The sequence below is a fragment of the Aeromonas sp. R7-4 genome, assembly GCF_040908055.1.
Taxonomy (GTDB): Bacteria; Pseudomonadota; Gammaproteobacteria; order Enterobacterales; family Aeromonadaceae; genus Aeromonas; species Aeromonas sanarellii.
The window spans coordinates 17,657-37,498 of record NZ_JBFODA010000043.1 but is presented as its reverse complement, the minus strand read 5'-3'; the positions used below and the strand labels follow the sequence as shown (position 1 = coordinate 37,498).

Sequence of the window (19,842 nt, the reverse complement as noted above, 5' to 3'; positions counted from 1 at the left end):
GAGTGTACTCTGCGCATCAGAATTTACCCCAACGCAGATCAAGAGTGAGCCTTCGCCATGCAAGATCCCCTGCTGGACCCGCTGCGCCAGCGCATTCTGGCCCGGATGGGCATCACCCTCTGGCAACAGAGAGGCCAGGCCCTGCCGGGCCAGGCGGCAGGGGCGACGCCGGTGACGGCTGAACGCCCGGCGCAGGATGCGAAGAACGGGCATCCGGCCCCCTCGCTGCCGACCGGCAGGCTGTGGCTGCAGGCCGACACCCTGCCCGCCCCCGCCCTGCTCGGGGATCTCTGCCAGTGGCTCGGCATCGGCACGGACGAGGTCTCCCTGCTGGCCAGGATCCCCGAGCTGCCAGAGGGGACACCGCCGCCCCTGATCTGGCTGACGGCCCCGGATGCCCGCTGGCCCGACGCCCTGGTCTGCCCGCTCAAGCCCGGCGGGGCGCACAAGCGCGCCCTGTGGCAGCAGTGCCGGCACCGCCAGCCCGGTTGAACCGGGCTCCCTGACGCAACGACCATGGCACGGCCATGGCCTCCCTCGCAAGCCCGAATCCCGCCCGGAGTCACCATGTCTGACCTTTTGCCCCTCTTCCGCCCCCTGCTCGAATCCGATTTCGAGGCCATCTACCCCATAGAGCAGGCCGCCCACCAGGAGCCCTGGAGCCGGGCCAACCTGCTCTCCTGCTTCGGGCCACGCTATCTCAACGGCCTGATGCTGGTGGGTGAGCGCCCCGCCGGTTTCTACATCTCGGATCTGGTGGCCGGGGACAGCTCCCTGATGAACCTCTGCGTGCACCCCGATTTTCAGGGCAAGGGGCTGGGGCGGGCGCTGCTCAAGGAGTACCTGGCTCGCAGCAAGGTCGGCGGGGCCGAGGCCTGGTTTCTCGAGGTCAGGGCCGGCAACCGCACCGCCATCAACCTCTACGAGAGCGAGGGGTTTGCCGAGTATTGCCGCCGCGCCGACTACTACGGCACCGGCCAGGATCGGGAGGACGCTGTGCTGATGTCCCGCCTGTTCGACTTCGGCTGATCCCAGGCCGCTCGGCTCAGGCTAACAGGCCGCCCGCAACAGAGCCGCCCGTAACAGACAAGGGGCATGCCGCCCCCTTGTCGTTTCTATCCTCATCCCGACTCCCACTCGCCCTCAGGGCAGGGGGGCATTGTCGATGGCGGGATCCTCCAGGCTCAGGGTCACCCTCAGCACGGCCTCGAAGGCGGCGCCCGAGATCGGCATGAAGAAGCCGCGGCCATAGGTAACCCCGGGCATCCAGATCTCCTCGGTATCCGGCACGACCCTGATGGGGCGCAGGGGTTCCCCCGGTCGCTGGACATAGATGCCTGGGGCCGTCGCCACCCTGGGGAAGCGGCGCAGAATATGCTCGCTGCCATCCCCCGCATCCGGGTTGAGCCGCACCTTGGCCAGCCCCGCCAGGGCGGACTCCATCTCGGGGGCACGCCACATCCTGTTGTCGAGCGCCTTGCAGCGCCGGCACTTGGCGCGCTCGATCACATAGAGCAGGGGATATCCCTCCTTCAGTGCCAGCCGCTGCGCCTGCTCGTACCCCTCGGCGCCACTCAGCCAGGGATTCTCCTGCCCCGCAGTTCCGCCCAACGCAAACCAGAGGGCACCGGCCCCCGCCAGCAGCAGCAAGGCGCCGGTCAACAGACTCTTGATCCCGATATTCATGGCTCTACTCCCTGAATGAATCCGACCCTTGCCCTTATCATGCCTGACTCTCCCCAAGTTGACGACTTTGTGATCCAGGACAAATGGCGAACACTTGTAAGCCGTAATCTTAGAGTTTAAACTCCAGCCCCGATTTTGGTGCCCCTGCGGGCGCACAACTGTTACTTGAGGATGAGTGAGATGTCGCAGTTTCATCTGGTTAGAGTGATGCGTGAGCGTATTGCCCGCCTTGGCAACAAGGCCGCCCTGCGCGTCCAGCAGGATGGCCAGTGGCGCGCCATCGGCTGGCGCACCCTGGGTCAGGCCATGGATTATTGCGCCCAGGGGCTGATCCGCGCCGGCCACCAGTCCGGCGAGATGGTCGGCATCTACGCCCGCAACATGCCGGAGTGGACCCAGGCCGATCTCGGCATCCTGGCCGCCCGTGGCGTCAGCGTGCCCATCTACCCCACCAGCACCCTCGATCAGCTGCGCTACATCGTCAAGGATGCCGGCATCAGGATGCTGTTCGTGGGGGAACAGCCCCAGTTCGATCAGGCGCTGCAGCTCATCGACAGCGGCGAGATCCGCCATATCGTCGCCCTGGACGGCACCGTCGATCTGCGCGGCTGCGCCGCTGCCAGCCACTTCCAGACCTTCCTCGCCTCCGGCAACCACCCACCCAGCGAGCAGGTGCTGCGCGAGCGCGAGCGCCACTACCGCATGGACGACCTGCTGACCCTGATCTACACCTCGGGCACCACGGGCGAACCCAAGGGGGTCATGCTCGACTTCGCCAACATGGCCGCCTGCTTCGAGATGCATGACGCTCGCCTCGACCTCAGCGAGCAGGATGTCTCCCTCTGCATGCTGCCGCTCAGCCACGTGTTCGAGCGCGCCTGGAGCTACTACGTGCTCTACTGCGGCGCCGAGAACGTCTACATTCGCGACCCGCAGAAGGTGATGGATGTCATCGGCGAGGTGAAGCCCACCGTGATGTGCGCCGTGCCCCGCCTCTACGAGAAGGCCTACGCCATGATCCAGGCCAAGGTCGCCCAGGCCCCTCGCCTGCGCCGCGCCCTGTTCGGCTGGGCCACCCGGGTGGGCAAGCAGATGGTCGCCACCCGTCAGGCGGGCAAGTCCACCTCTCCCCTGCTCTATGGCCAGCTCTGGCTCGCCGAGCGCCTGGTGTTTCGCAAGCTGCGCGCCCGCTTCGGCGGCCGTACCCGCTTCCTGCCGGTGGCGGGCGCTCGCCTCGCGGACGAGGTGAACCTCTTCTTCCAGGCCATGGGGCTCAACCTCAAGTACGGCTACGGCATGACCGAGACCACCGCCACCGTCTGCTGCTACGAGGACACCCGGTTCAGGCTGGGCTCCATCGGCACGGCGCTCAGCGGCATCGAGGTGAAGCTCGGCGAGAACAACGAACTGCTGGTGCGCGCCCCCACCGTGATGCGCGGTTACTACAACAAGCCGGAGGCCACCGCCGAGGTGATGACCGAGGATGGCTTCCTGCGCACCGGCGATGCGGGCGAGCTGGATGGCGAGGGCAACATCTACTTCATCGAGCGCTTGAAGGAGCTGATGAAGACCTCCAACGGCAAGTACGTGGCCCCCCAGCTGGTGGAAGGGACCCTGGGCAAGGATCGCTTCATCGAGCAGATCGCCATCGTCGCCGATGCCCGCCACTTCGTGTCGGCGCTCATCGTCCCCTGCTTCGAGTCCCTGGAGGAGTACGCCCGCTCCATCAACCTGCAGTACCAGTGCAAGACCGAGCTGCTGCGCCACTCCCGGGTAATGGAGTTCTTCGAGGCTCGCATCCAGGATCTGCAAAAGGAGCTGGCAAAGTTCGAGCAGGTGAAGAAGTTCACCCTGCTGCCGAGCGCCTTCTCCATGGAGCTCGGGGAAATCACCCCCACCATGAAGCTGCGCCGCAAGATCATCGAGGCCAAGTACCAGCGCGAGATAGAAGCCATGTACAGCCACGTCTGACCGACGGGCCAGACATGAAAAAGCCGCTCATGGAGCGGCTTTTTGCTGGGCATCTGCCCCTTATGGCAGCTTGACCAGGGGTTGCTCGCGCAGCTCGGTGGCCCGACCGGCCTGGATCTTCTCCACCTGGGCCAGGGCCTGCTTCACCTCGTCGGCATTTTGCAGCAGGCGATAGGTCAGATCGAAGGTCTTGGTCTCCCCCGGCTGGATCTTGGGGACCAGCCCCAGCGGGCGCTGGTACTTGGTGCTGTAGGCATAGCTGGTGCCGGGCTCGATGCCGGTCACATAGCCCTGGGCCCTGGTGTCTGTGTTCTTCCACAGGGTCAGCACCGGCAACTGCCTGGTGTTGTAGCCCACCGCCACCCCGGCGTTGCCGGCCTTGTTGTTCAGCACCGCCAGGGTGTTGCCGTCGGCATCGCCGTAGGGCACCAGGTTGAACACTATCTCGTCGAAGCCCTTGGTGGGCCCCAGGTAGGTTTGCCAGCTCTTGAGCCCGGCCTTGGCGTAGTCGTTGAACGGGGAGATCTGCTTCACCGGGGTGCTGACGCGCGCGCCCTCCTCCAGGATGGGGGCCCCGAAGTTGCCGTGGTAGATGATCTGGTACTCGTTCTCGTAGTCGGCGTGGTTGGTCAGCTTGTCCTGTAGGGCAAACTCCCCCTGACCGGGCACTACGCTCAGCTGGGTCCAGGTGACCAGCTCGCTCATCTTGAAGGTGCGCTCGTCCACCCGGCCCCGCACGTGGATGGCGTAGGGCGGCTCTTCGTCCACGGTCACGCTGACCACGGAGGCAGGAATGTTCTGCACCCGACCGTGCAGGCTCTTGAGGCGGCCGTCGTCATCCACCCCGGGGTGACCCGTCCACTCGTAGCCGCAGCGCACCAGCATCTCGTTGAAGCCGTCGAGCCAGCCGAGCCCGCCACGGCTCTCCAGATCGATGAAGGCCGGGTTGACCACCTCCTTGACCGGTGAATCCCAGCCGAGGCGCAGATCCGCCGCCTTGACCTCCTGGATCCCCATGCCGCGGGTCGGCACCAGGGTGATCTTCATGACGCCGTTGTCGACGATGAGCAGATCCACCCCCTCCTGGCGGCCGCCGTGTAGGCGCTTCTTCTCGATGGTGAAGGGAACCGGGCTCTTGATGCCGAGCTTCTCGCTGGTGATCTTCCAGTCGCCCACATCCAGCCCCTGCTGGGAATCGGTCAGCAGGAATTCGGCGGCATGACCCGCGGTGGTACCCAGGGCGAGCAGCACGGAAAGGGAGAGTTTCTTCAACATGGATGTATCCTCGTGTCTCTTGTTTTTGTGAAGCTGAATCGTTTCAGTGATCGAGAAACTAGGCGGCCGACGTGCCGGACTCAAGAGACAAAAGGGGGAAATGTGAGCCGATTGACAATAAAAGCGCCCCCTACCCTGCTGAAGTGAAGGCTGACTCACAGTTATGCGGAGGGAAAACCAGGCACGCCGGCGGGGAGCCGAGAGGGGCCGCTCCCTCTCACTCCGCCGGCATCAGATTCACGACAGCGCCAGCGCTACGGCGGCCTCGGCGTGGATGGCGGTGGTGTCGTAGAGCGGCACGGCGGCCTGGCACGCCCCCACCAGCAGGGCGATCTCGGTGCAACCCAGGATCACCGCCTGGGCACCGGCCTCGGCCAGCCCGGCGATGATGGCCAGATACTCGGCCTGCGACGACTCGCGAATGTCGCCGAGGCAGAGTTCGTCATAGATGATGCGGTGCACCCGCTCCCGTGCAGCGTCACCAGGCACCAGCACCTCCAGCCCGAACCGCTCCTGGAGCCGCCCCTTGTAGAAATCCTGCTCCATGGTGAAGCGGGTGCCGAGCAGGCCGACCCGGGTCACCCCGTCTGCCAGCAGGCGGCGCGCCGTGGCATCGGCGATGTGGAGCAGGGGGATGTCGATGGCGGCCTCGATCTCCGGCGCCACCTTGTGCATGGTGTTGGTGCCGATCAGCAGGAAATCGGCGCCACCGGCCTGGACGGCCCTGGCCTCGGCCGCCAGCAGGCGGGCGGTGGCGGGCCAGTCGCCGGCGTGCTGCAACCGCTCAATCTCGGCGAAGTCGACGCTGCTCAGCAGTACCCGCGCCGAGTGCAGGCCGCCGAGCCGCTCGCGCACGCCCCGGTTGAGGGCCTGGTAATAGCTGACGGTGGACTCCCAGCTCATGCCACCCAGCAGACCGATACATTTCATGGCACCTCCTTGCCAGCTCAGGTGAAACAAAAAAGGCCCCGAAGGGCCAACAAGACAGCCGGTAAAGGCTCAGGCCTATGCCTAAACCCAGATCATCAGCACGCAGGCCGCGGTGGCGAACCCCATGCCCAGATTGAAGCGACGCCAGCCCCTGGCGGTGCGGATGAGGCGGCGCACCTGGGCACCGAACAGCACCCAGAAGGCCCCGGTATAGAGGCCGGTCACGAAGAAGATGCCGAGCACCCAGCCGGCGGACGGCCAGTAAGCCTCCCCCGCCAGGGTGAAGCCACTGATGGCGGAGAGCGCCATCATCCAGGCCTTGGGGTTGAGCAGTTGCAGCATGGCCCCCTGATGGGCCGGGATCAGCGGCCGGTTTCCCTCCGCCGGACCGCTGGCATTGGCCACCTTCCAGGCCAGCCAGAGCAGGTAGGCCGAGCCGACGAGCTTGAGCCCGTCGTGCAGCAGCGGCACCTTCTCGAACACCACCCCGAGCCCCAGGGCCATGGCCAGGATCATCAGGTTGATGCCCCCCACCACCCCCACCAGCAGGGGAACGGAGCGGCGAAAACCCTGGGCGGCCCCGGCGCTGGTCAGCAGCATGTTGTTGGGGCCCGGCGTGCCACAGGTGATGAGGGCAAAGCCCGCCAGGGGGAGCAACCAGTTCAGATCCATCTCAACCTCGTTCGGATACGGCAAGCCTCCTAATATGCAGAGCCGGCGCCAGGACGACAAGGCCGGCAATGCATTTTCTTTGCATGAATAATCAGGCGGCCATTAATACCAGAGCATCACCACGCACAGGGCGGTGAGCGCCCCCAGGCTGCCATTGAGGCGGCGCCACCCCTTGTCCGAGTTGATCCAGCGGCTGAGCTGATGGCCGAACAGCACCCAGGCGAAGCAGACCGGCAGCCCCGCCATGGGGAAGACGGACATGATGCCCCACAGGCTCGGCCAGTAGTCGCTCCCCGGCAGGCTGAACAGGCTGATGGCGGAGATCCCCATCATCCACGCCTTGGGATTGAGGAACTGGAAGCCCAGCCCCTCCAGCAGGGTCAGGGGGCGGGCACGGCTGGCGGGATCCCCGGGGGCACCGGCCACCGCGATGCGCCAGGCCAGCCACAGCAGATAGAGGCTGCCCAGCACCTGCAGGCTCAGCTTGAGCAGGGGCCAGCGTTCGAACAGCGGATAGAAGCCCAGCGCCAGCACCAGTTGCAGCACGGGCTGGCCCACCGTCACCCCGATCAGGTGTGGCAGGGTGCGACGCACCCCGAAGTTGGCGCCGGACGCCGTCAACATGAGATTGTTGGGGCCCGGGGTGCCGCAGGTGAGCAGGGCAAAGCCAAACAGGGTGGCATACCATTCGATGGTCATGGGGAGACTCCTTTCTTGCCACATTGTATCGATACAATGTGAGTTTTCCGGTTGTTCAAAGGTTGATATTCACGCTATATTGCGGACAAACTTGGATCAATGGATTTATTGTCACCATGACAATCTGGACGCCCGACCTCAGCCTCTTCGAGGGGCCCCTCTATCTCAAGCTGGTCAAGGCCATCGAGCAGGCCATCGCCTGTGGTGCCCTGCCCCCCGAGACCCGGCTGCCGACCCACAGGGCCCTGGCAGACCGGCTGGGGGTGACGGTGGGCACAGTCACCCGCGCCTACGCCGAGGCCGAGCGGCGCGGCCTGCTGGCGGCCAGGGTGGGGCATGGCACCTGGGTCAGGGGGGCGACGGATCCCGCCAACGAGTGGGTGATCCGCAACGAGGACAATCACCGCATCGAGCTGTGGCAGAACCTGCCGGTCCAGCTGGACAGGGGGGCCATCATCAGGCCCCTGCTCACCGAACTGGCACAGGGGGATCTCAACGGTCTGCTCGGCTACGACAAGGAGGCGGGGCGCGCCTCGCAGCGCCAGCTGTTCGTCGACTGGCTAGCCGAGCAGGGCATAGAGGGCAGCGAGGATCGCCTGCTGTTCAGCCACGGCGCCCAGCACGGCATCCTGCTGGCCCTGCTGGCCACCGGCTGCGTGGGGGAGACCCTGCTGTGCGAGGGGCTGAGCTATCCCGGCATGCTGGGCAACGCGCGCCAGCTCAAGAACCAGGTAGTGGGGCTGGCGATGGACGAGGAGGGGCTGCTGCCCGAGGCGCTGGAGGCGGCCTGCCGCACCCGCCGGGCCAAGCTGCTCTACCTCACCCCCACCCTGCAGAACCCCACCACGGCCACCATGAGCCTGGCGCGGCGCGAGGCCATCATCGCCATCGCCCGCCGCCACGATCTGTTGATCGTCGAGGATGACGTCAACGGCCTGCTGCCCGAGAGCGCACTCCCGCCCCTGGTCAACCTGGCGCCGGAGCGGGTCATCTACCTGGGCAGCCTGGCCAAGATCGCCTGCGGCGGCCTGCGGGTCGGCTTCGTCTTGGCGCCGCCAGCCCTTCGCAACGGCTTCGCCCAGGCGATGCGACTGTCGAGCTGGATGGTGAGTCCGCTGCTCATCGAGCTGGCCTGCAAGCTGGTGAGCCAGCGCCAGATCATGCCGCTCATCGAGCAGCAGAGACGGATCCTGGCGCGTCGGGGGGAGCTCTTGCGCCACCTGCTGCCGGGCGCCCGCTGGCAGCCGGGCTCCATGCACGCCTGGCTGCCGCTGCCCGAGCCCTGGCGTAGCCAGGAGTTCGCGGAGGCGGCCAACGCCCTTGACGTCGGGGTCGCGAGCGGGGAACACTTCGCAGCCGGCCAGTTTGCCGCCCCGCAAGGGGTGCGTCTGAGCCTGAGCCAGCCCGCCACCGACGCCCGCGTCGCCGAGGGGCTGGAGCGACTCGCCGGCCTGCTGCGCGCCGCGCCGCCCACCAATCCCCTGTTATAGTCATCGGCCCAGGCCCCCAAGGAGCTCCCATGTCTGCCGTCCGTCCCGCCCTGCTGCTCTCGACCCTGCTGCTGGGAGGCTGTGCCTCTCCCGCCCATCAACAGCTGGGTGCAGCCCTGAGCGGGCTGGAGGGGGAGCTGACGCGGCTGGAAGAGGAGCTGGCGGCCATGAACGGGCTTCACTACCAGAAGGCCATAGATGCGCCTGTGACCCTGCGCCGCCACCTCAGGTCCCCCGCCCCGACGGCGGAAGGGCTGGTGCCCGTGCAGAGCCGGCTGCAGGACGGCCCCCTGCTGCGCTACGACTACCGCCTGCCGGCCGGCATGGCCAGCCTGCCCACCGACAACCCCTGCCTGCGCTATGAATTCGAGCTGCGCCGGCTCGGGCGACTGGGCCAGCTCGAGCTCGTCTGGCTGGGGGAGGGTCACCGGGACAGCCGCCTCATCCGGCAGGCCGACTGCCCCTTCTCGGCCAAGGGCCCGGGCCTGCAGTAAGATCGACCCGCCGATCCAGCTGGGGGATTGACCCCGGCCTCCGCCCGGACGACAGTGGAGCCAGACCGGTGAACCATTGGCTCGGGCACCCCGCCCCCGAACCGGCGAAGGAGCGTCAAGGATGCAGATCCTCCTGATCGAAGACGATGCCATGATGATCTCGGCCCTCACTCAGGGGCTGAGCGACCAGGGGATGGCCCCCTCCAGACTGCACCATTGCAAAGAGATCTCGGCCCTGCCCGCCCTGCTGCGTCAGCAGTCGTTCGATGCCATTCTCTGTCGCCAGTATCACCATCAGGCCCGCGAAGGGGTTCGCCTGCTGCAGGAGGCCCACCACCTGGGGCTGCTCGCGCCGGGTTGCGTGCTCCTGCTGCTGGATCACGACGAGGAGACGGGCCAGTACCCGCCCTCCGACCTCTATTTCCCGCTGCGCCTGGCCGTCCCCTTCACCACGGAGCAGCTGGCGCACAGCCTGCAAGCGCTGCTGGTACTGACCGCGGTGACGCGCCCCCTGGCCACGCCCATGGCTCTCAGGGAGTGGCGCAGCGCCTGCGCCCAGTGCGAGGATCTGCTCTACCGGCACGCCAGGAACAAGGCACTGGGGCCCCAGATGGACAGGGTCAAGGGCTACATGCTGCTGCAGGCCGGGGAGCTCGTCCAGGCGACCCAGCACTACGCCATGTGCACCACGGAACACGACGCCTGGTGGCCACGCACCGGGTTGATCCACGCCCTGCTCGGGCTGGACCGGGTGGAGAGTGCCCACAAGGATCTGGACCGCAACCAGGCACGGTTGCCCCCCGTCATTCATCAGGAGCTCACCCTCGCCTGCCTGCTGCATCAGGGGCAGTGGGAACCGGCCTGGGCCCTGTTGTCAGGCTTGCTGCAACGCTGCCCCTGGCAACCTGAATGGCGCCAGACGGCCATTCTGCTGGCCCTGCTGCGAAGAGACGAAGCCCAGGTACTGGCCCAGGCCACCGCCGTCGGCCTGCGCTTCTTCCCCAGGCAGAAGTTTCATCAGTCCATCGAGCACTGCGTTCTGGATGCCACCCTGGCGGTGCTCTGGCATCCCCCGGTCGAGGCCAGGGTCCATGGGCTGCAGCAGGCCCTCGAGGATCTCGGCCGGCAGGCGGTCACCCTGAGGGCCCACGAGGAGGCCCTGATGCGCGCCCTGATGCTGGCGCTGGACTACCGCTTCGACGACGCCCTGATGCTGCTGGCCAAGCATCCACCGGAGGCGGCGCGGGACAACCACCTCAACCAGCTGCTCGGCTTTGCCGTGAGCCAGTTCTGCGGTCTGCCCCAGCATGCCCAGCGTTACCTGGCCCGGCTCGGCCAGTATCGGGGCCCGGTGGCGCAGAGCCCGCAGCTGCAGCGGCTGATCCAGCGGGTGGTCGGCGATCTCCAGGGCCAGCTGGAACTGCGCGAGCAGCGCCTGAGCCAGCTGCGCCAGGAGCGGCAGCGGGCGCTGACCGCGGGCCAGCACCAGCTCGCCGTGCAGTGCGCGCTGACGCTGCAGGAGACATTTCCGGCCCAGGCGGGGGATGCCTGGCAGTTGCTGACGCTGCTGACCCACTGCTGGCCGACCGGCATGGCCGCCCCGGCGGTGGCGCAGCTGGTGGACAGGCTGGAGCGGCGCCTCGACCACAGTGCCGCCTTCCAGGGACAGCATGCCGAGGCCTACCGGGAGACGCTGCGGCGGATCAGAAGCCACCTGGCTCCCAGGTTGCCGCCACTCCCAGCCCAATAGGGGCGGCCCAAGCCGCCCCGGCAGGCGGGTCAGAACAGGCCCCGCACCAGGATCCCCGCGATCAGCAGCGGCGCCACCAGCCGCCAGCACCAGAGCAGGCAGCGGCGCATCAGCGGCGAGAGATCCGCCGGTACCATGCTGTCGCCGAGCCGCCATCCCAGCAGCAGGGTCAGCACCAGGCCGAACAGGGGCATCATCAGGTTGGAGGTGAGGTAGTCCAGCAGATCGAACAGGGTCTTGCCAAACAGGGTGTACTCGGCCCAGGGGCCGAACGACAGGCTCACCGGGATACCGCAGGCCATGATGAGCAGGGTCAGCACCCGGCAGGCACTGCGGCGCGACCAGCCCCACTCCTCGGTGGTAAAGCGCACCAGGTGCTCCAGCATGGAGATGGAGGAGGAGAGCGCCGCCACCAGCAGCAGCAGGAAGAAGACCACGGCCAGCACCTGGCCGAACGGCAGGTGATGGAACACCGCCGGCATGGTCATGAAGGTGAGCCCAGGCCCGGCGGTCGGGTCAATCCCCGTGGACGCCAGCACCGGGAAGATCATCAGCCCCGCCAGCACCGAGATCAGGCTCGCCAGGGTCACCACCCAGACCCCGGAGCGCAGCGCACCGTCGCTATTGGGCAGATAGGCGCCATAGGTGGTGTGGACCCCCAGGCCGATGGAGAGGGAGAAGAACGCCAGCCCCAGGGCGTCCAGCACCCCCTGTCCGGTCAGCATGGAGAAGTCCGGCAACAGGAACTGGCGCACCCCGGCCAGGGAGCCCGGCATGGAGAGCCCGGTCACCACCAGCAGCAGCATCATCACGAACAGGGCCGGCATCATCCAGCGCAGCGCCCGCTCCACCCCCTGCTGCAACCCGCCCTGCACGAACCACCAGGTGAGCCCGGCGAAGACGAGATGGGTGAGGACAGGCCAGAGGGGGTCGCTCACATAGCCGTTGAACAGGGCGGTGAGGGCGCTCCCCTCGCCGAGGTTCAGCTCACCGCCGAGGGCCAGGGCCGCATAGCCCACGGTCCAGCCCCCCACCACGCTGTAAAAGCTGTAGATGAAGAAACCGCACAGGATCCCCATGTAGCCCATCCAGCGCCAGTTCGGCCCCACCAGCCTGTGGAAGGCACCGAGCACGCCGCGCTGGCTGCGGCTGCCGAGCAGGGTCTCTCCCACCAGCACCGCCACTCCCAGGGTGAAGCTGAACAGCAGAAACACCAGCAGGAAGGCACCGCCGCCATTGGTGGCGGTCACATAGGGAAACTTCCAGATGGCACCAAGGCCGATGGCCGAGCCGGCGGCTGCCAGCACATGACCGAGACGGGAAGACCACTGAACCTGGCTCATACAACCTCCGGGCAAGACAACATCAGATCGATACTCCATGGCTGGACGCGCGCGGCGTCGCAATAAAAAAGGCCGCCTGGTGGCGACCTTTGCAATGAACTGTCAGACAAACGGCACGTGCAAGGTCACCTCTCTTGCGAGCGGAAAAATCGGCCAAAGAGGGCGATGAGGGGTGACATGAAACGGCGTCGCCTGCACGGGGAAAAGGGGCCACAGCCTAAACCATGGCAAGATAAGTTGACAGACACTAGTCATGAATACCCTCCAAAACAGAATATAACCAAACAAAAACACGCATCTGCGGATAAATATTTCGAATTGTTGGATATTACAGGTTTTGATGCAGAGTCAATCCTGCCGACTCCACATCGGGGTCCGTGGCGGACCTGAGGACCCACCCGCCCCGGCCTACACCAGGCCCCGCACCAGGATGCCGCCGATGAGCAGGGGTGCCAGCCAGCGCCAGCAGCCCATCAGCAGGGTGCGCCAGTGCGGCGCCAGTCCGACGGGCAGCGCCCGGCGACCGAGCTGCCAGCCCAGCAGCAGGGTGAGGGCCAGACCGAACAGGGGCATCATCAGGTTGGAGGTGACAAAATCCAGCAGCTCGAAGATGTTCTTGCCAAACAGGGTGATGCTCGCCCAGGGGCCGAACGACAGGCTGACCGGGATGCCTCCCGCCATCACCAGGGCGGTGATGAGGTTGCACGCCGCACGCCGCGACCAGCCCAGGCTCTCGCACAGGAAACATTGCAGATGCTCCAGCAGGGAGATGGAAGACGACAGCGCCGCCACCACCAGCAGGGCGAAGAACACCACCGCCAGCCCCTGGCCGAACGGCAGCTGCTGGAACACCGCCGGCATGGTCATGAAGGTGAGACCCGGGCCGGAGGCGGGATCGATGCCGGTCGCCGCCAGCACGGGGAAGATCATCAGCCCCGCCAGCACGGCGATGAGGCTTGCCAGCAACACCACCCAGAGGCTGGAGCGGCCCACCCCCTCGCTGGAGACCAGGTAGGCGCCATAGGTGGTGTGGATGCCCAGGCCGATGGAGAGGGAGAAGAAGGCCAACCCCAGGGCGTCCAGCACACCGGACATGCCGAGCTTGCTGAAGTCCGGCATCAGGAAGTGGCGCACCCCGGCCATGGCGCCCGGCAGGGTCAGCCCGAAGGCCACCAGCAGCAGGATCATGATGAAGAGTGCCGGCATCATCCAGCGCAGGGTGCGCTCCACCCCCTGCTGCACGCCTCCTTGCACGAACCACCAGGTGAGGCCGGCGAACAGCAGGTGGGTCAGCACCGGCCAGAGCGGATCGCCGACGTAGTCGTTGAAACGGGCGGTGAGCGCCGCCCCGTCGCCGTGCTGCAGACTGCCCGCCAGGGCCATGCCGGTGTAGCCCAGGGTCCAGCCCCCCACCACGCTGTAGAAGCTGTAGATGAGCAGGCTGCACAAGAGCCCCATGGCGCCGACCCAGCGCCAGCGTCTGCCCATCAACTCACCGAAGGCTCCCACCACCCCGCGCCGGGTCAGGCTGCCGATCAGGGTCTCCCCCATCAGCACCGCCACCCCCAGGGTGAAGCTGAACAGCAGAAACACCAGCAGGAAGGCGCCGCCGCCGTTGGCGGCGGTCACATAGGGGAACTTCCAGATGGCGCCGAGACCGACCGCGGAACCCGCGGCGGCTAGGATGTAACCGAGCCGGGATGACCATTGGGACTGCTTCATGGGAACTCCAAACGAGGGGCCCGCCCACGGGGCCCGAAAGGCGCTCAGATTACCCCTTGGGCTCCGCAATCACTCGTCGTATATCCGGCATAAAACCACTTTATTGGCAGCATTCACTAATAATATTCGAATTACCACACAATAGTGCTAATAAAGAAAAACCGGAGCGGGTATGCTCCGGTTTGTTGTCTGCCTGGGTCTGGCGGGACTAGATGACCCCCAGCTCCCGCAGCCGCTCCATCAGATAGCTGTGGGCGGTGTGGCGCTCGGAGAGCACCACGTCCGGGCGCGGGTGCAGGAAGAGCGGCAAGGAGATGCGGGACTTGGCGGCGCTGCCGCCGGTCGGGTTGATGACGCGGTGGGTGGTGGAGGGGTAGTAGCCGCGGGAGGCCTCCTGCAGCATGTCACCTATGTTGATGATCAGGGTGCCGAAGTCGCAGGGCACGTCCATCCACTCCCCGTCCGAGCCCTTCACCTGCAGGCCCGGCTCGTTGGCGGCGGGCAGTATGGTCAGCAGGTTGATGTCCTCGTGGGCGGCGGCGCGGATGGCCCCCGGTTCCTCGGTGCCATCGAAGGGCGGGTAGTGCAGCACTCGCAGCAGGGTCTTCTGGCTCTCTTCGATCATGGAGGAGAGCGGGCAGCTGTAGCGGGCAGCGATGTCGCTCGGGGTGTATTGCTCCACCCAGCCCAGCAGCTCGGCGGCGAGATCGTTGGCGAGGCGGTAGTACTCCATCGCCTGCGCTTTCAGCTCGGCCGGCATCTGACCCCAGGGGTAGATGTGGAAGTACTCCTTGATGTCCTTCTGGCTGTGGCCCTTGGCGACTTCGGAGACAGACGGCGGGAAGTAGCCGTCCTGGGTCTCGCGATTGAACAGGAAGTCGTGCTTCTGCTCGCTCAGGAAGAAGCGGTACCAGTTCTCATAGATGGACTGCACCAGCTCTTTCGGGATGGGGTGATGGGTCAGCACCCCGAAGCCGGTGGTGCGCAGGGACTCGGTGAAGCGCTCGGCCGCATCGGGGGAGCGATAATCGACGGTCAGGACTTTCATTGTTTTTTTGTTACGTGCCAGTTAAAAGTAGGCGCAGTTTACCCTGCCTCCCCCGGCATGAAAAGGCTGCCGGAAGCCCGTCTGCAACGGCTTGAAAATACTGATAAAAACATCATGACGCAGGCACCTCGCCCGGTGCTTGTCCAGGGCAGGCCTCCTCTTCTAGAATGCCCCTCCATCTTCCCTGTCGGAGCCCCTTCATGTTCCCCAAGATCCTGCTGTTGACCCTCCCCTTGCTGCTCGCCGGGTGCAGTTCCCTGTCTGAGGAGGAGTGCCGCGCCATGAGCTGGTACAACCTGGGTTATCAGGACGGGGAGCAGGGCAAGACCCGGACCGCCACCCGTGACTACAAGCAGACCTGCGGTGAGTACGGTCTCAGGGTGGACGAAGACGAGTGGCAGCGGGGCTACGCCAAGGGGCTGGAACTCTACTGCATTCCCGAGCTTGCCTACAGCAAGGGACGGGAGGGGCACGAATACCTGGGGGTCTGCCCCAACGACACCAGCTTCCTCACCCAGTTCGAGCGCGGCCGCCAGGAGTACCTGCTGGAGCAGCGCCTCGGCGAACTGCAGCAGGAGCTGGAGCGCACCGAGCGGGACATCTATCAGCTCGACCAGCAGATCCGCAGCGAGAACGACAGCAAGCAGCGGGACTACTACCGGGCCCAGCGCGAGCGCGCCATCCGCCACTACGAGGGGGTGCGCCGGGAGTACAACCGGATCCGCTTCCCGGACCGGGTGATCCAGTTCTCCTTCGGGAGCTGACAGCAAAGGGGCCGGTCTGGCCCCGTTCTGCTGCCGCTCAGGCGGTCAGGATCCAGCGCTGCAGCGCCAGGGCGATGCCATCCTCGTTGTGATCCGCGGTGACCCGGTCCGCATGGGCCTGGATCTGGGGCGCCGCGTTACCCATGGCCACCGCCAGCCCCACCTGCTCGAACATGCTGATGTCGTTGTTGTTGTCGCCAAACGCCACCACATTCTCCATGGCGATCCCCTCGCTCGCCGCCCACTGGGCCAGCCGGTTGCCCTTGCTGCAACCGGGCTGCACCAGCTCCACCGCATAGGGCGCCGCCCAATCACGGGTGAAGGGCAGCGTCTCCACCACCTCCCCCACGAAACGGTGCAATCGGCCAGGATCCTGGTTGAACAGCTCCAGCTTCCAGATGGGGGCTTGCAGCCAGGCGCCGAGATCCTCGGCCGGCAGCAGGGAGACCTTGAGGTGGTCCGGCTGGCTCGCCGACCAGCGCCGCATCCGGCCCACGTGCTCCTCGCAGCCAAGGTAGCCGATGCCGCCCCCCAGGTGGAAGAGCGCCCCCATCTGCTGGGCCTGCACCTCGGCCAGCAGGGCGGTGAGCGGCGCTACCGCCAGGGGATCCCCGGCAAGGATCCGATCCTGCCCCGGATCATAGAGGTAGGCGCCGTTGCTGCAGATGATGGGGGTATCGAGGGCCAGTGCGTGGTGGAAGGGACGGGCCGTCATGAAGTGGCGACCCGTCACCAGCAGCACCTTGATGCCCTGGGCCCGGGCCTCGGCCAGGGCCGCCCGGGTGGCGGACGAGATCTTGTGATCCCGGGTCAGCAGGGTGCCATCCATATCCAATGCAATGGCCTGATAATGACTCATATCACCTCCAGGAATGTTGAGGTCAGTGGGGTGCCATGCAATCCCGCGTCCAGTGCAATGGCCTGAAAACGACGCATACCACCTCCAGGAATGTTGAGGTCAGTCGGGTGCCATGCAATCCCGCGTCCAGTACCATGGCCTGAAAACGACGCCTATCACCTCCAAAGACTGAGCATCGCGAGGCGCAAGGGTAGAGAGGTTCACCGGGCGACGGAGTTGAACGAGGCAAGGAGTCATACCGTCCCAGAGTCGGCGCCACGATGCAAGCGCCGGTTACCCCCTTCGCGTCGTTCTGTGATCCCGTCAGCCGGCTTCCACCTGAACGCCGAGCCGCTGCCGCCGATCTGCCGCCCGGCGCAGGCCATAGAAGCCGACAGCACAGAGCAGGCTGTACAGCGCGGCCAGATAGAAGGGCCACTCGGTGCCCGCCAGCAGCACCAGACTGCCGACCACCACCGCCAGGATCTCGCTGCCCACCGCCAGCCCGCGATAGAGCCCCATCGCCTGCCCCTGCTGCTCGGCATGGCTGCGGTTGGAGACCGCCACCGAGGTTGCCAGCTCCCCCAGACTCATGCCGATGCCGGCGGGGATAAAGGTGAGTGCCAGCCCCCACCAGTGGCCGGGCAGCACGAACATCAGCATGCCCGCCGCCATCACCAGATGACCGACCACCCCCAGACTGCTGCCGCGCCAATGGCGAGCCAGGCGGGAGCCCAGCCAGGATCCCAAGATCATGGGCACGCTCACCATTACGGCGGCCTGCGCCAGCTGCACCGGATCCCAGGCCAGCCGCTCCACCAGCCAGACGTTGAAGTAGGTGAAGTAGAGCTGCACCGCGCCGTAGCTGAGCAGGGTCAGCACGAAGTAGGGCAGCAGCGCCGCTTGCAGCAGCAGCTGGCGGGAAGAGAGGGCAGGTGCCGGCTGCTCACTGCGGGCCACTGCCGGCCGATTGGGCAGCAGCCAGAGCACCAGCAGCAGGTTGACCAGGGTCATGGCCACCGCCAGCCAGGCCGCCAGGCTGTAATCGCCGGACACCACGGCGGCATAACCGCCGATCATGGGGCCCACCACCCAGCCCAGGTTCATGCCGATGTTGATCCAGGCGAAGCTGCGCGCCTTGGTTTTGGCGGTGCTCATGTCGGCCGCCATGGCCTGCACGATGGCGATGTCACCGTTGAAGAAGCCCTCTACCACCCGGCTCAACAGCAGCAGCGGCAAGGATCGCCAGGCGATCCCCAGCGCCATCAGGGCGTAGCCCACCAACACACCCACCAGACAGAGGGTCAGCACCGGCTTGCGGCCATGGCGATCGGAGAGCTTGCCGAGCCAGGGGGCCCCTACCAGTTGAAACAGTGGATAGACCCCCATGATGACCCCCAGCCACACCTTGCGGCTCCAGTCCGACGCTTCCGGCGTCAGCATGCCCTGGGCCGGATCCAGCAACAGCGGCGCCAGCACCGGGGATGGCAGGCTGAAGCCCGCCACCGCCAGCGTCACCGTCATCACCAATACCCACAGGCTGGCCTGCCCCTTGATCCCTTCCATGTCCGCCCCATTAAATAAAGTCATTGGTTTATTTATGTTGGCAATCAAACCAGATTAAGTAAAGCAAATTGTTGATTTAAAAGTTCCCCCTTCCCATAATGCTCTTATCCATGCCAGAACCGCTGCCGCGCAAGCGGCCGCACCTGCCGACGATGAGAGCCTTGCCATGAATGCCAGCACCGACAAGATACTGTTTCTGCTCAAGAGCCACGGGCCACAGAGCGCCGCCGAGCTGGGAGAGCAGTTGCAGATGACCTCCATGGGGGCCCGCCAGCACCTGATGACGCTGGAGACCGACGGCTGGGTGAGTTTCAAGGACGAAGCCCGCGGGCGCGGTCGACCGGTACGGTTGTGGCACCTGACCGAGCAGGCCTGGCAACGCTTCCCCGACAGCCACAGCGAACTGACGCTGCAGCTTATCGACAACATCCAGCAGCTGTTTGGCGAGGTGGGCATGGAGCGGTTGATCGCCCAGCGGGAGCAGCAACAACTGGCCCGCTATCAGACCGAGCTGACCCAGCCGGCGCTGGCAGACAGGCTGGCGGCACTGACGGCGCAGCGCACGCGAGAGGGCTATATGGCGGATTTTTGTCAGGAGGAGGATGGCAGCTGGCTGCTGTGGGAGAGCCACTGCCCCATCTGCGCGGCGGCGCGGGCCTGCCGGGGCTTCTGTCGCAGCGAACTGGAGATGTTTCGCCGCTTGCTGGCGCCGGCCGGGGTGGAGCGGGAGCAGTATCTGCTGGAGGGGGATCACCGCTGCCTCTATCGCATCAGGCCGCAGCCCTGATCCGCAAACGTCAGAAACAACAAAGCAGGCGCCGGGATGCCTGCTTTGTTGCCTTCGGGGAGAGGGTGCTCTCGTTCCAGCCCGTCGCTTCCCGGTTGGGTCGAACGGCTGATGGGGCTCTTGACCCGGTAAGGTCCTTCACCACAGAGACCGGGTTGGGTTTCTGTCTTGCCACCGGAAGATGACACCATAGTACCCCTAGCCGTGCGGTGAGTGGTTGTGAAGTAGCAGGTATTTTCAGTTGTTTTTGCAATAGTTCACCCTTAATCTAGGAAAAGTGGATTAGTAATTGCAACGAGGAACGGAGAATGCTGAAACTTGATCGTATAGACAGGCATATTCTGGAGTTGATGCAGGAGAATGGCCGCATCAGCAACCTAGAGCTGGCCGAGCTGGTCGGGCTCTCTCCCTCCCCTTGTTCGCGCCGGGTCAAGGCGCTGGAGGATGCCGGTCTCATCGATACCCACGTGACCCTGCTCAATGCCCGACAGCTGGGGCTGACTCTCACCGCCTACATTCACATCTCCATGGACAGGCACACCCCGGAGCGGTTCGAGAACTTTGACAACGCGGTCAAGGATCTGCCCGAGGTGCTGGAGTGCGATCTCATCACCGGCAACGACGCCGACTACCAGCTCAAGGTGGTGGTGCGGGACATGGAACACTACCAGCACTTCCTGCTGGACAAGCTGACCCACATCCCGGGGGTGACCGGGGTGCGCTCCAGCTTCGTGCTGCGCCGCATCAAGCACAAGACGGCGCTGCCCCTCAATCACCTGGGCTGAGGGCCAGGGCCGGAAAAAACGA

The 19,842-nt window shown here is 65.7% G+C and carries 19 protein-coding genes; 9 read left to right on the top strand and 10 right to left on the bottom strand.

Features of this window, described 5'->3' with window-relative positions:
* Window positions 1-57 precede the first annotated feature (57 nt).
* Window positions 58-492, top strand: coding sequence for a hypothetical protein (locus tag AB5Y72_RS12040; RefSeq protein ID WP_368199037.1), 435 nt, complete (start codon window positions 58-60; stop codon window positions 490-492).
* An 87-nt stretch (window positions 493-579) separates the two neighbouring features.
* Window positions 580-1,029 (top strand): ribosomal protein S18-alanine N-acetyltransferase, encoded by a 450-nt coding sequence (gene rimI, locus AB5Y72_RS12035; RefSeq protein WP_368199047.1) that lies wholly within the window; start codon window positions 580-582, stop codon window positions 1,027-1,029.
* Window positions 1,030-1,143: 114 nt separating this feature from the next.
* Here rimI and AB5Y72_RS12030 read toward each other — a convergent pair whose 3' ends face one another.
* Entirely contained in the window at window positions 1,144-1,686 is a 543-nt protein-coding gene (locus tag AB5Y72_RS12030; protein WP_325783591.1) for a hypothetical protein, read from the bottom strand.
* Between the two features lie 180 nt (window positions 1,687-1,866).
* Here AB5Y72_RS12030 and AB5Y72_RS12025 point away from each other — a divergent pair, with 180 nt between their 5' ends.
* The gene (locus tag AB5Y72_RS12025; protein ID WP_368199036.1) at window positions 1,867-3,657 is read left to right on the top strand and encodes a long-chain fatty acid--CoA ligase; all 1,791 of its coding nucleotides are present in this window, start codon (window positions 1,867-1,869) and stop codon (window positions 3,655-3,657) included.
* Between the two features lie 60 nt (window positions 3,658-3,717).
* Here AB5Y72_RS12025 and AB5Y72_RS12020 read toward each other — a convergent pair whose 3' ends face one another.
* The 4 genes from AB5Y72_RS12020 to AB5Y72_RS12005 all read right to left on the bottom strand — a co-directional run bounded on the left by AB5Y72_RS12020 (window position 3,718) and on the right by AB5Y72_RS12005 (window position 7,233).
* On the bottom strand, window positions 3,718-4,932 hold the full coding sequence (locus tag AB5Y72_RS12020; RefSeq protein ID WP_325783589.1) for an aldose 1-epimerase family protein: 1,215 nt from the start codon (window positions 4,930-4,932) through the stop codon (window positions 3,718-3,720).
* Window positions 4,933-5,169: 237 nt separating this feature from the next.
* Complete coding sequence (locus AB5Y72_RS12015) at window positions 5,170-5,862, bottom strand: aspartate/glutamate racemase family protein (protein WP_325783588.1); 693 nt, start codon at window positions 5,860-5,862, stop codon at window positions 5,170-5,172.
* Window positions 5,863-5,943: 81 nt separating this feature from the next.
* Complete coding sequence (locus tag AB5Y72_RS12010) at window positions 5,944-6,534, bottom strand: LysE family translocator (protein ID WP_042074154.1); 591 nt, start codon at window positions 6,532-6,534, stop codon at window positions 5,944-5,946.
* A gap of 102 nt (window positions 6,535-6,636) precedes the next feature.
* Complete coding sequence (locus tag AB5Y72_RS12005) at window positions 6,637-7,233, bottom strand: LysE family translocator (RefSeq protein ID WP_325783587.1); 597 nt, start codon at window positions 7,231-7,233, stop codon at window positions 6,637-6,639.
* 116 nt (window positions 7,234-7,349) lie between these two features.
* On the opposite strand from AB5Y72_RS12005, the gene AB5Y72_RS12000 reads away from it, so the two are divergent.
* The 3 genes from AB5Y72_RS12000 (at window position 7,350) to AB5Y72_RS11990 (ending at window position 10,967) form a co-directional block, all read left to right on the top strand.
* Window positions 7,350-8,723: a PLP-dependent aminotransferase family protein gene (locus tag AB5Y72_RS12000; RefSeq protein WP_325783586.1), complete on the top strand. Its 1,374-nt coding sequence runs from the start codon at window positions 7,350-7,352 to the stop codon at window positions 8,721-8,723.
* A 29-nt stretch (window positions 8,724-8,752) separates the two neighbouring features.
* The gene (locus AB5Y72_RS11995; protein ID WP_325783585.1) at window positions 8,753-9,217 is read left to right on the top strand and encodes a hypothetical protein; all 465 of its coding nucleotides are present in this window, start codon (window positions 8,753-8,755) and stop codon (window positions 9,215-9,217) included.
* Window positions 9,218-9,338: 121 nt separating this feature from the next.
* Window positions 9,339-10,967, top strand: a complete 1,629-nt coding sequence (locus tag AB5Y72_RS11990) for a hypothetical protein (RefSeq protein ID WP_325783584.1) — start codon at window positions 9,339-9,341, stop codon at window positions 10,965-10,967.
* Between the two features lie 29 nt (window positions 10,968-10,996).
* Here AB5Y72_RS11990 and AB5Y72_RS11985 read toward each other — a convergent pair whose 3' ends face one another.
* The 3 genes from AB5Y72_RS11985 to AB5Y72_RS11975 all read right to left on the bottom strand — a co-directional run bounded on the left by AB5Y72_RS11985 (window position 10,997) and on the right by AB5Y72_RS11975 (window position 15,080).
* The gene (locus AB5Y72_RS11985; RefSeq protein ID WP_325783583.1) at window positions 10,997-12,310 is read right to left on the bottom strand and encodes a sodium-dependent transporter; all 1,314 of its coding nucleotides are present in this window, start codon (window positions 12,308-12,310) and stop codon (window positions 10,997-10,999) included.
* Window positions 12,311-12,718: 408 nt separating this feature from the next.
* Window positions 12,719-14,032 (bottom strand): sodium-dependent transporter, encoded by a 1,314-nt coding sequence (locus AB5Y72_RS11980; protein WP_257711891.1) that lies wholly within the window; start codon window positions 14,030-14,032, stop codon window positions 12,719-12,721.
* A 208-nt stretch (window positions 14,033-14,240) separates the two neighbouring features.
* Entirely contained in the window at window positions 14,241-15,080 is an 840-nt protein-coding gene (locus AB5Y72_RS11975; protein WP_042074143.1) for an isopenicillin N synthase family oxygenase, read from the bottom strand.
* A gap of 200 nt (window positions 15,081-15,280) precedes the next feature.
* Here AB5Y72_RS11975 and AB5Y72_RS11970 point away from each other — a divergent pair, with 200 nt between their 5' ends.
* Entirely contained in the window at window positions 15,281-15,844 is a 564-nt protein-coding gene (locus AB5Y72_RS11970) for a DUF2799 domain-containing protein (protein WP_209794708.1), read from the top strand.
* A 37-nt stretch (window positions 15,845-15,881) separates the two neighbouring features.
* On the opposite strand, the gene AB5Y72_RS11965 is transcribed toward AB5Y72_RS11970, so the two are convergent.
* Both AB5Y72_RS11965 and AB5Y72_RS11960 read right to left on the bottom strand, forming a co-directional pair.
* The gene (locus AB5Y72_RS11965) at window positions 15,882-16,703 is read right to left on the bottom strand and encodes a Cof-type HAD-IIB family hydrolase (protein WP_368199035.1); all 822 of its coding nucleotides are present in this window, start codon (window positions 16,701-16,703) and stop codon (window positions 15,882-15,884) included.
* A 303-nt stretch (window positions 16,704-17,006) separates the two neighbouring features.
* Complete coding sequence (locus tag AB5Y72_RS11960; protein ID WP_325783579.1) at window positions 17,007-18,248, bottom strand: MFS transporter; 1,242 nt, start codon at window positions 18,246-18,248, stop codon at window positions 17,007-17,009.
* A 166-nt stretch (window positions 18,249-18,414) separates the two neighbouring features.
* Here AB5Y72_RS11960 and AB5Y72_RS11955 point away from each other — a divergent pair, with 166 nt between their 5' ends.
* Window positions 18,415-19,035 carry a metalloregulator ArsR/SmtB family transcription factor gene (locus AB5Y72_RS11955; RefSeq protein WP_257711886.1) on the top strand — a complete coding sequence of 207 codons (621 nt, stop codon included), beginning with the start codon at window positions 18,415-18,417 and terminating at the stop codon, window positions 19,033-19,035.
* A gap of 308 nt (window positions 19,036-19,343) precedes the next feature.
* Entirely contained in the window at window positions 19,344-19,820 is a 477-nt protein-coding gene (locus tag AB5Y72_RS11950; RefSeq protein ID WP_042074137.1) for an Lrp/AsnC family transcriptional regulator, read from the top strand.
* Window positions 19,821-19,842: the final 22 nt, after the last annotated feature.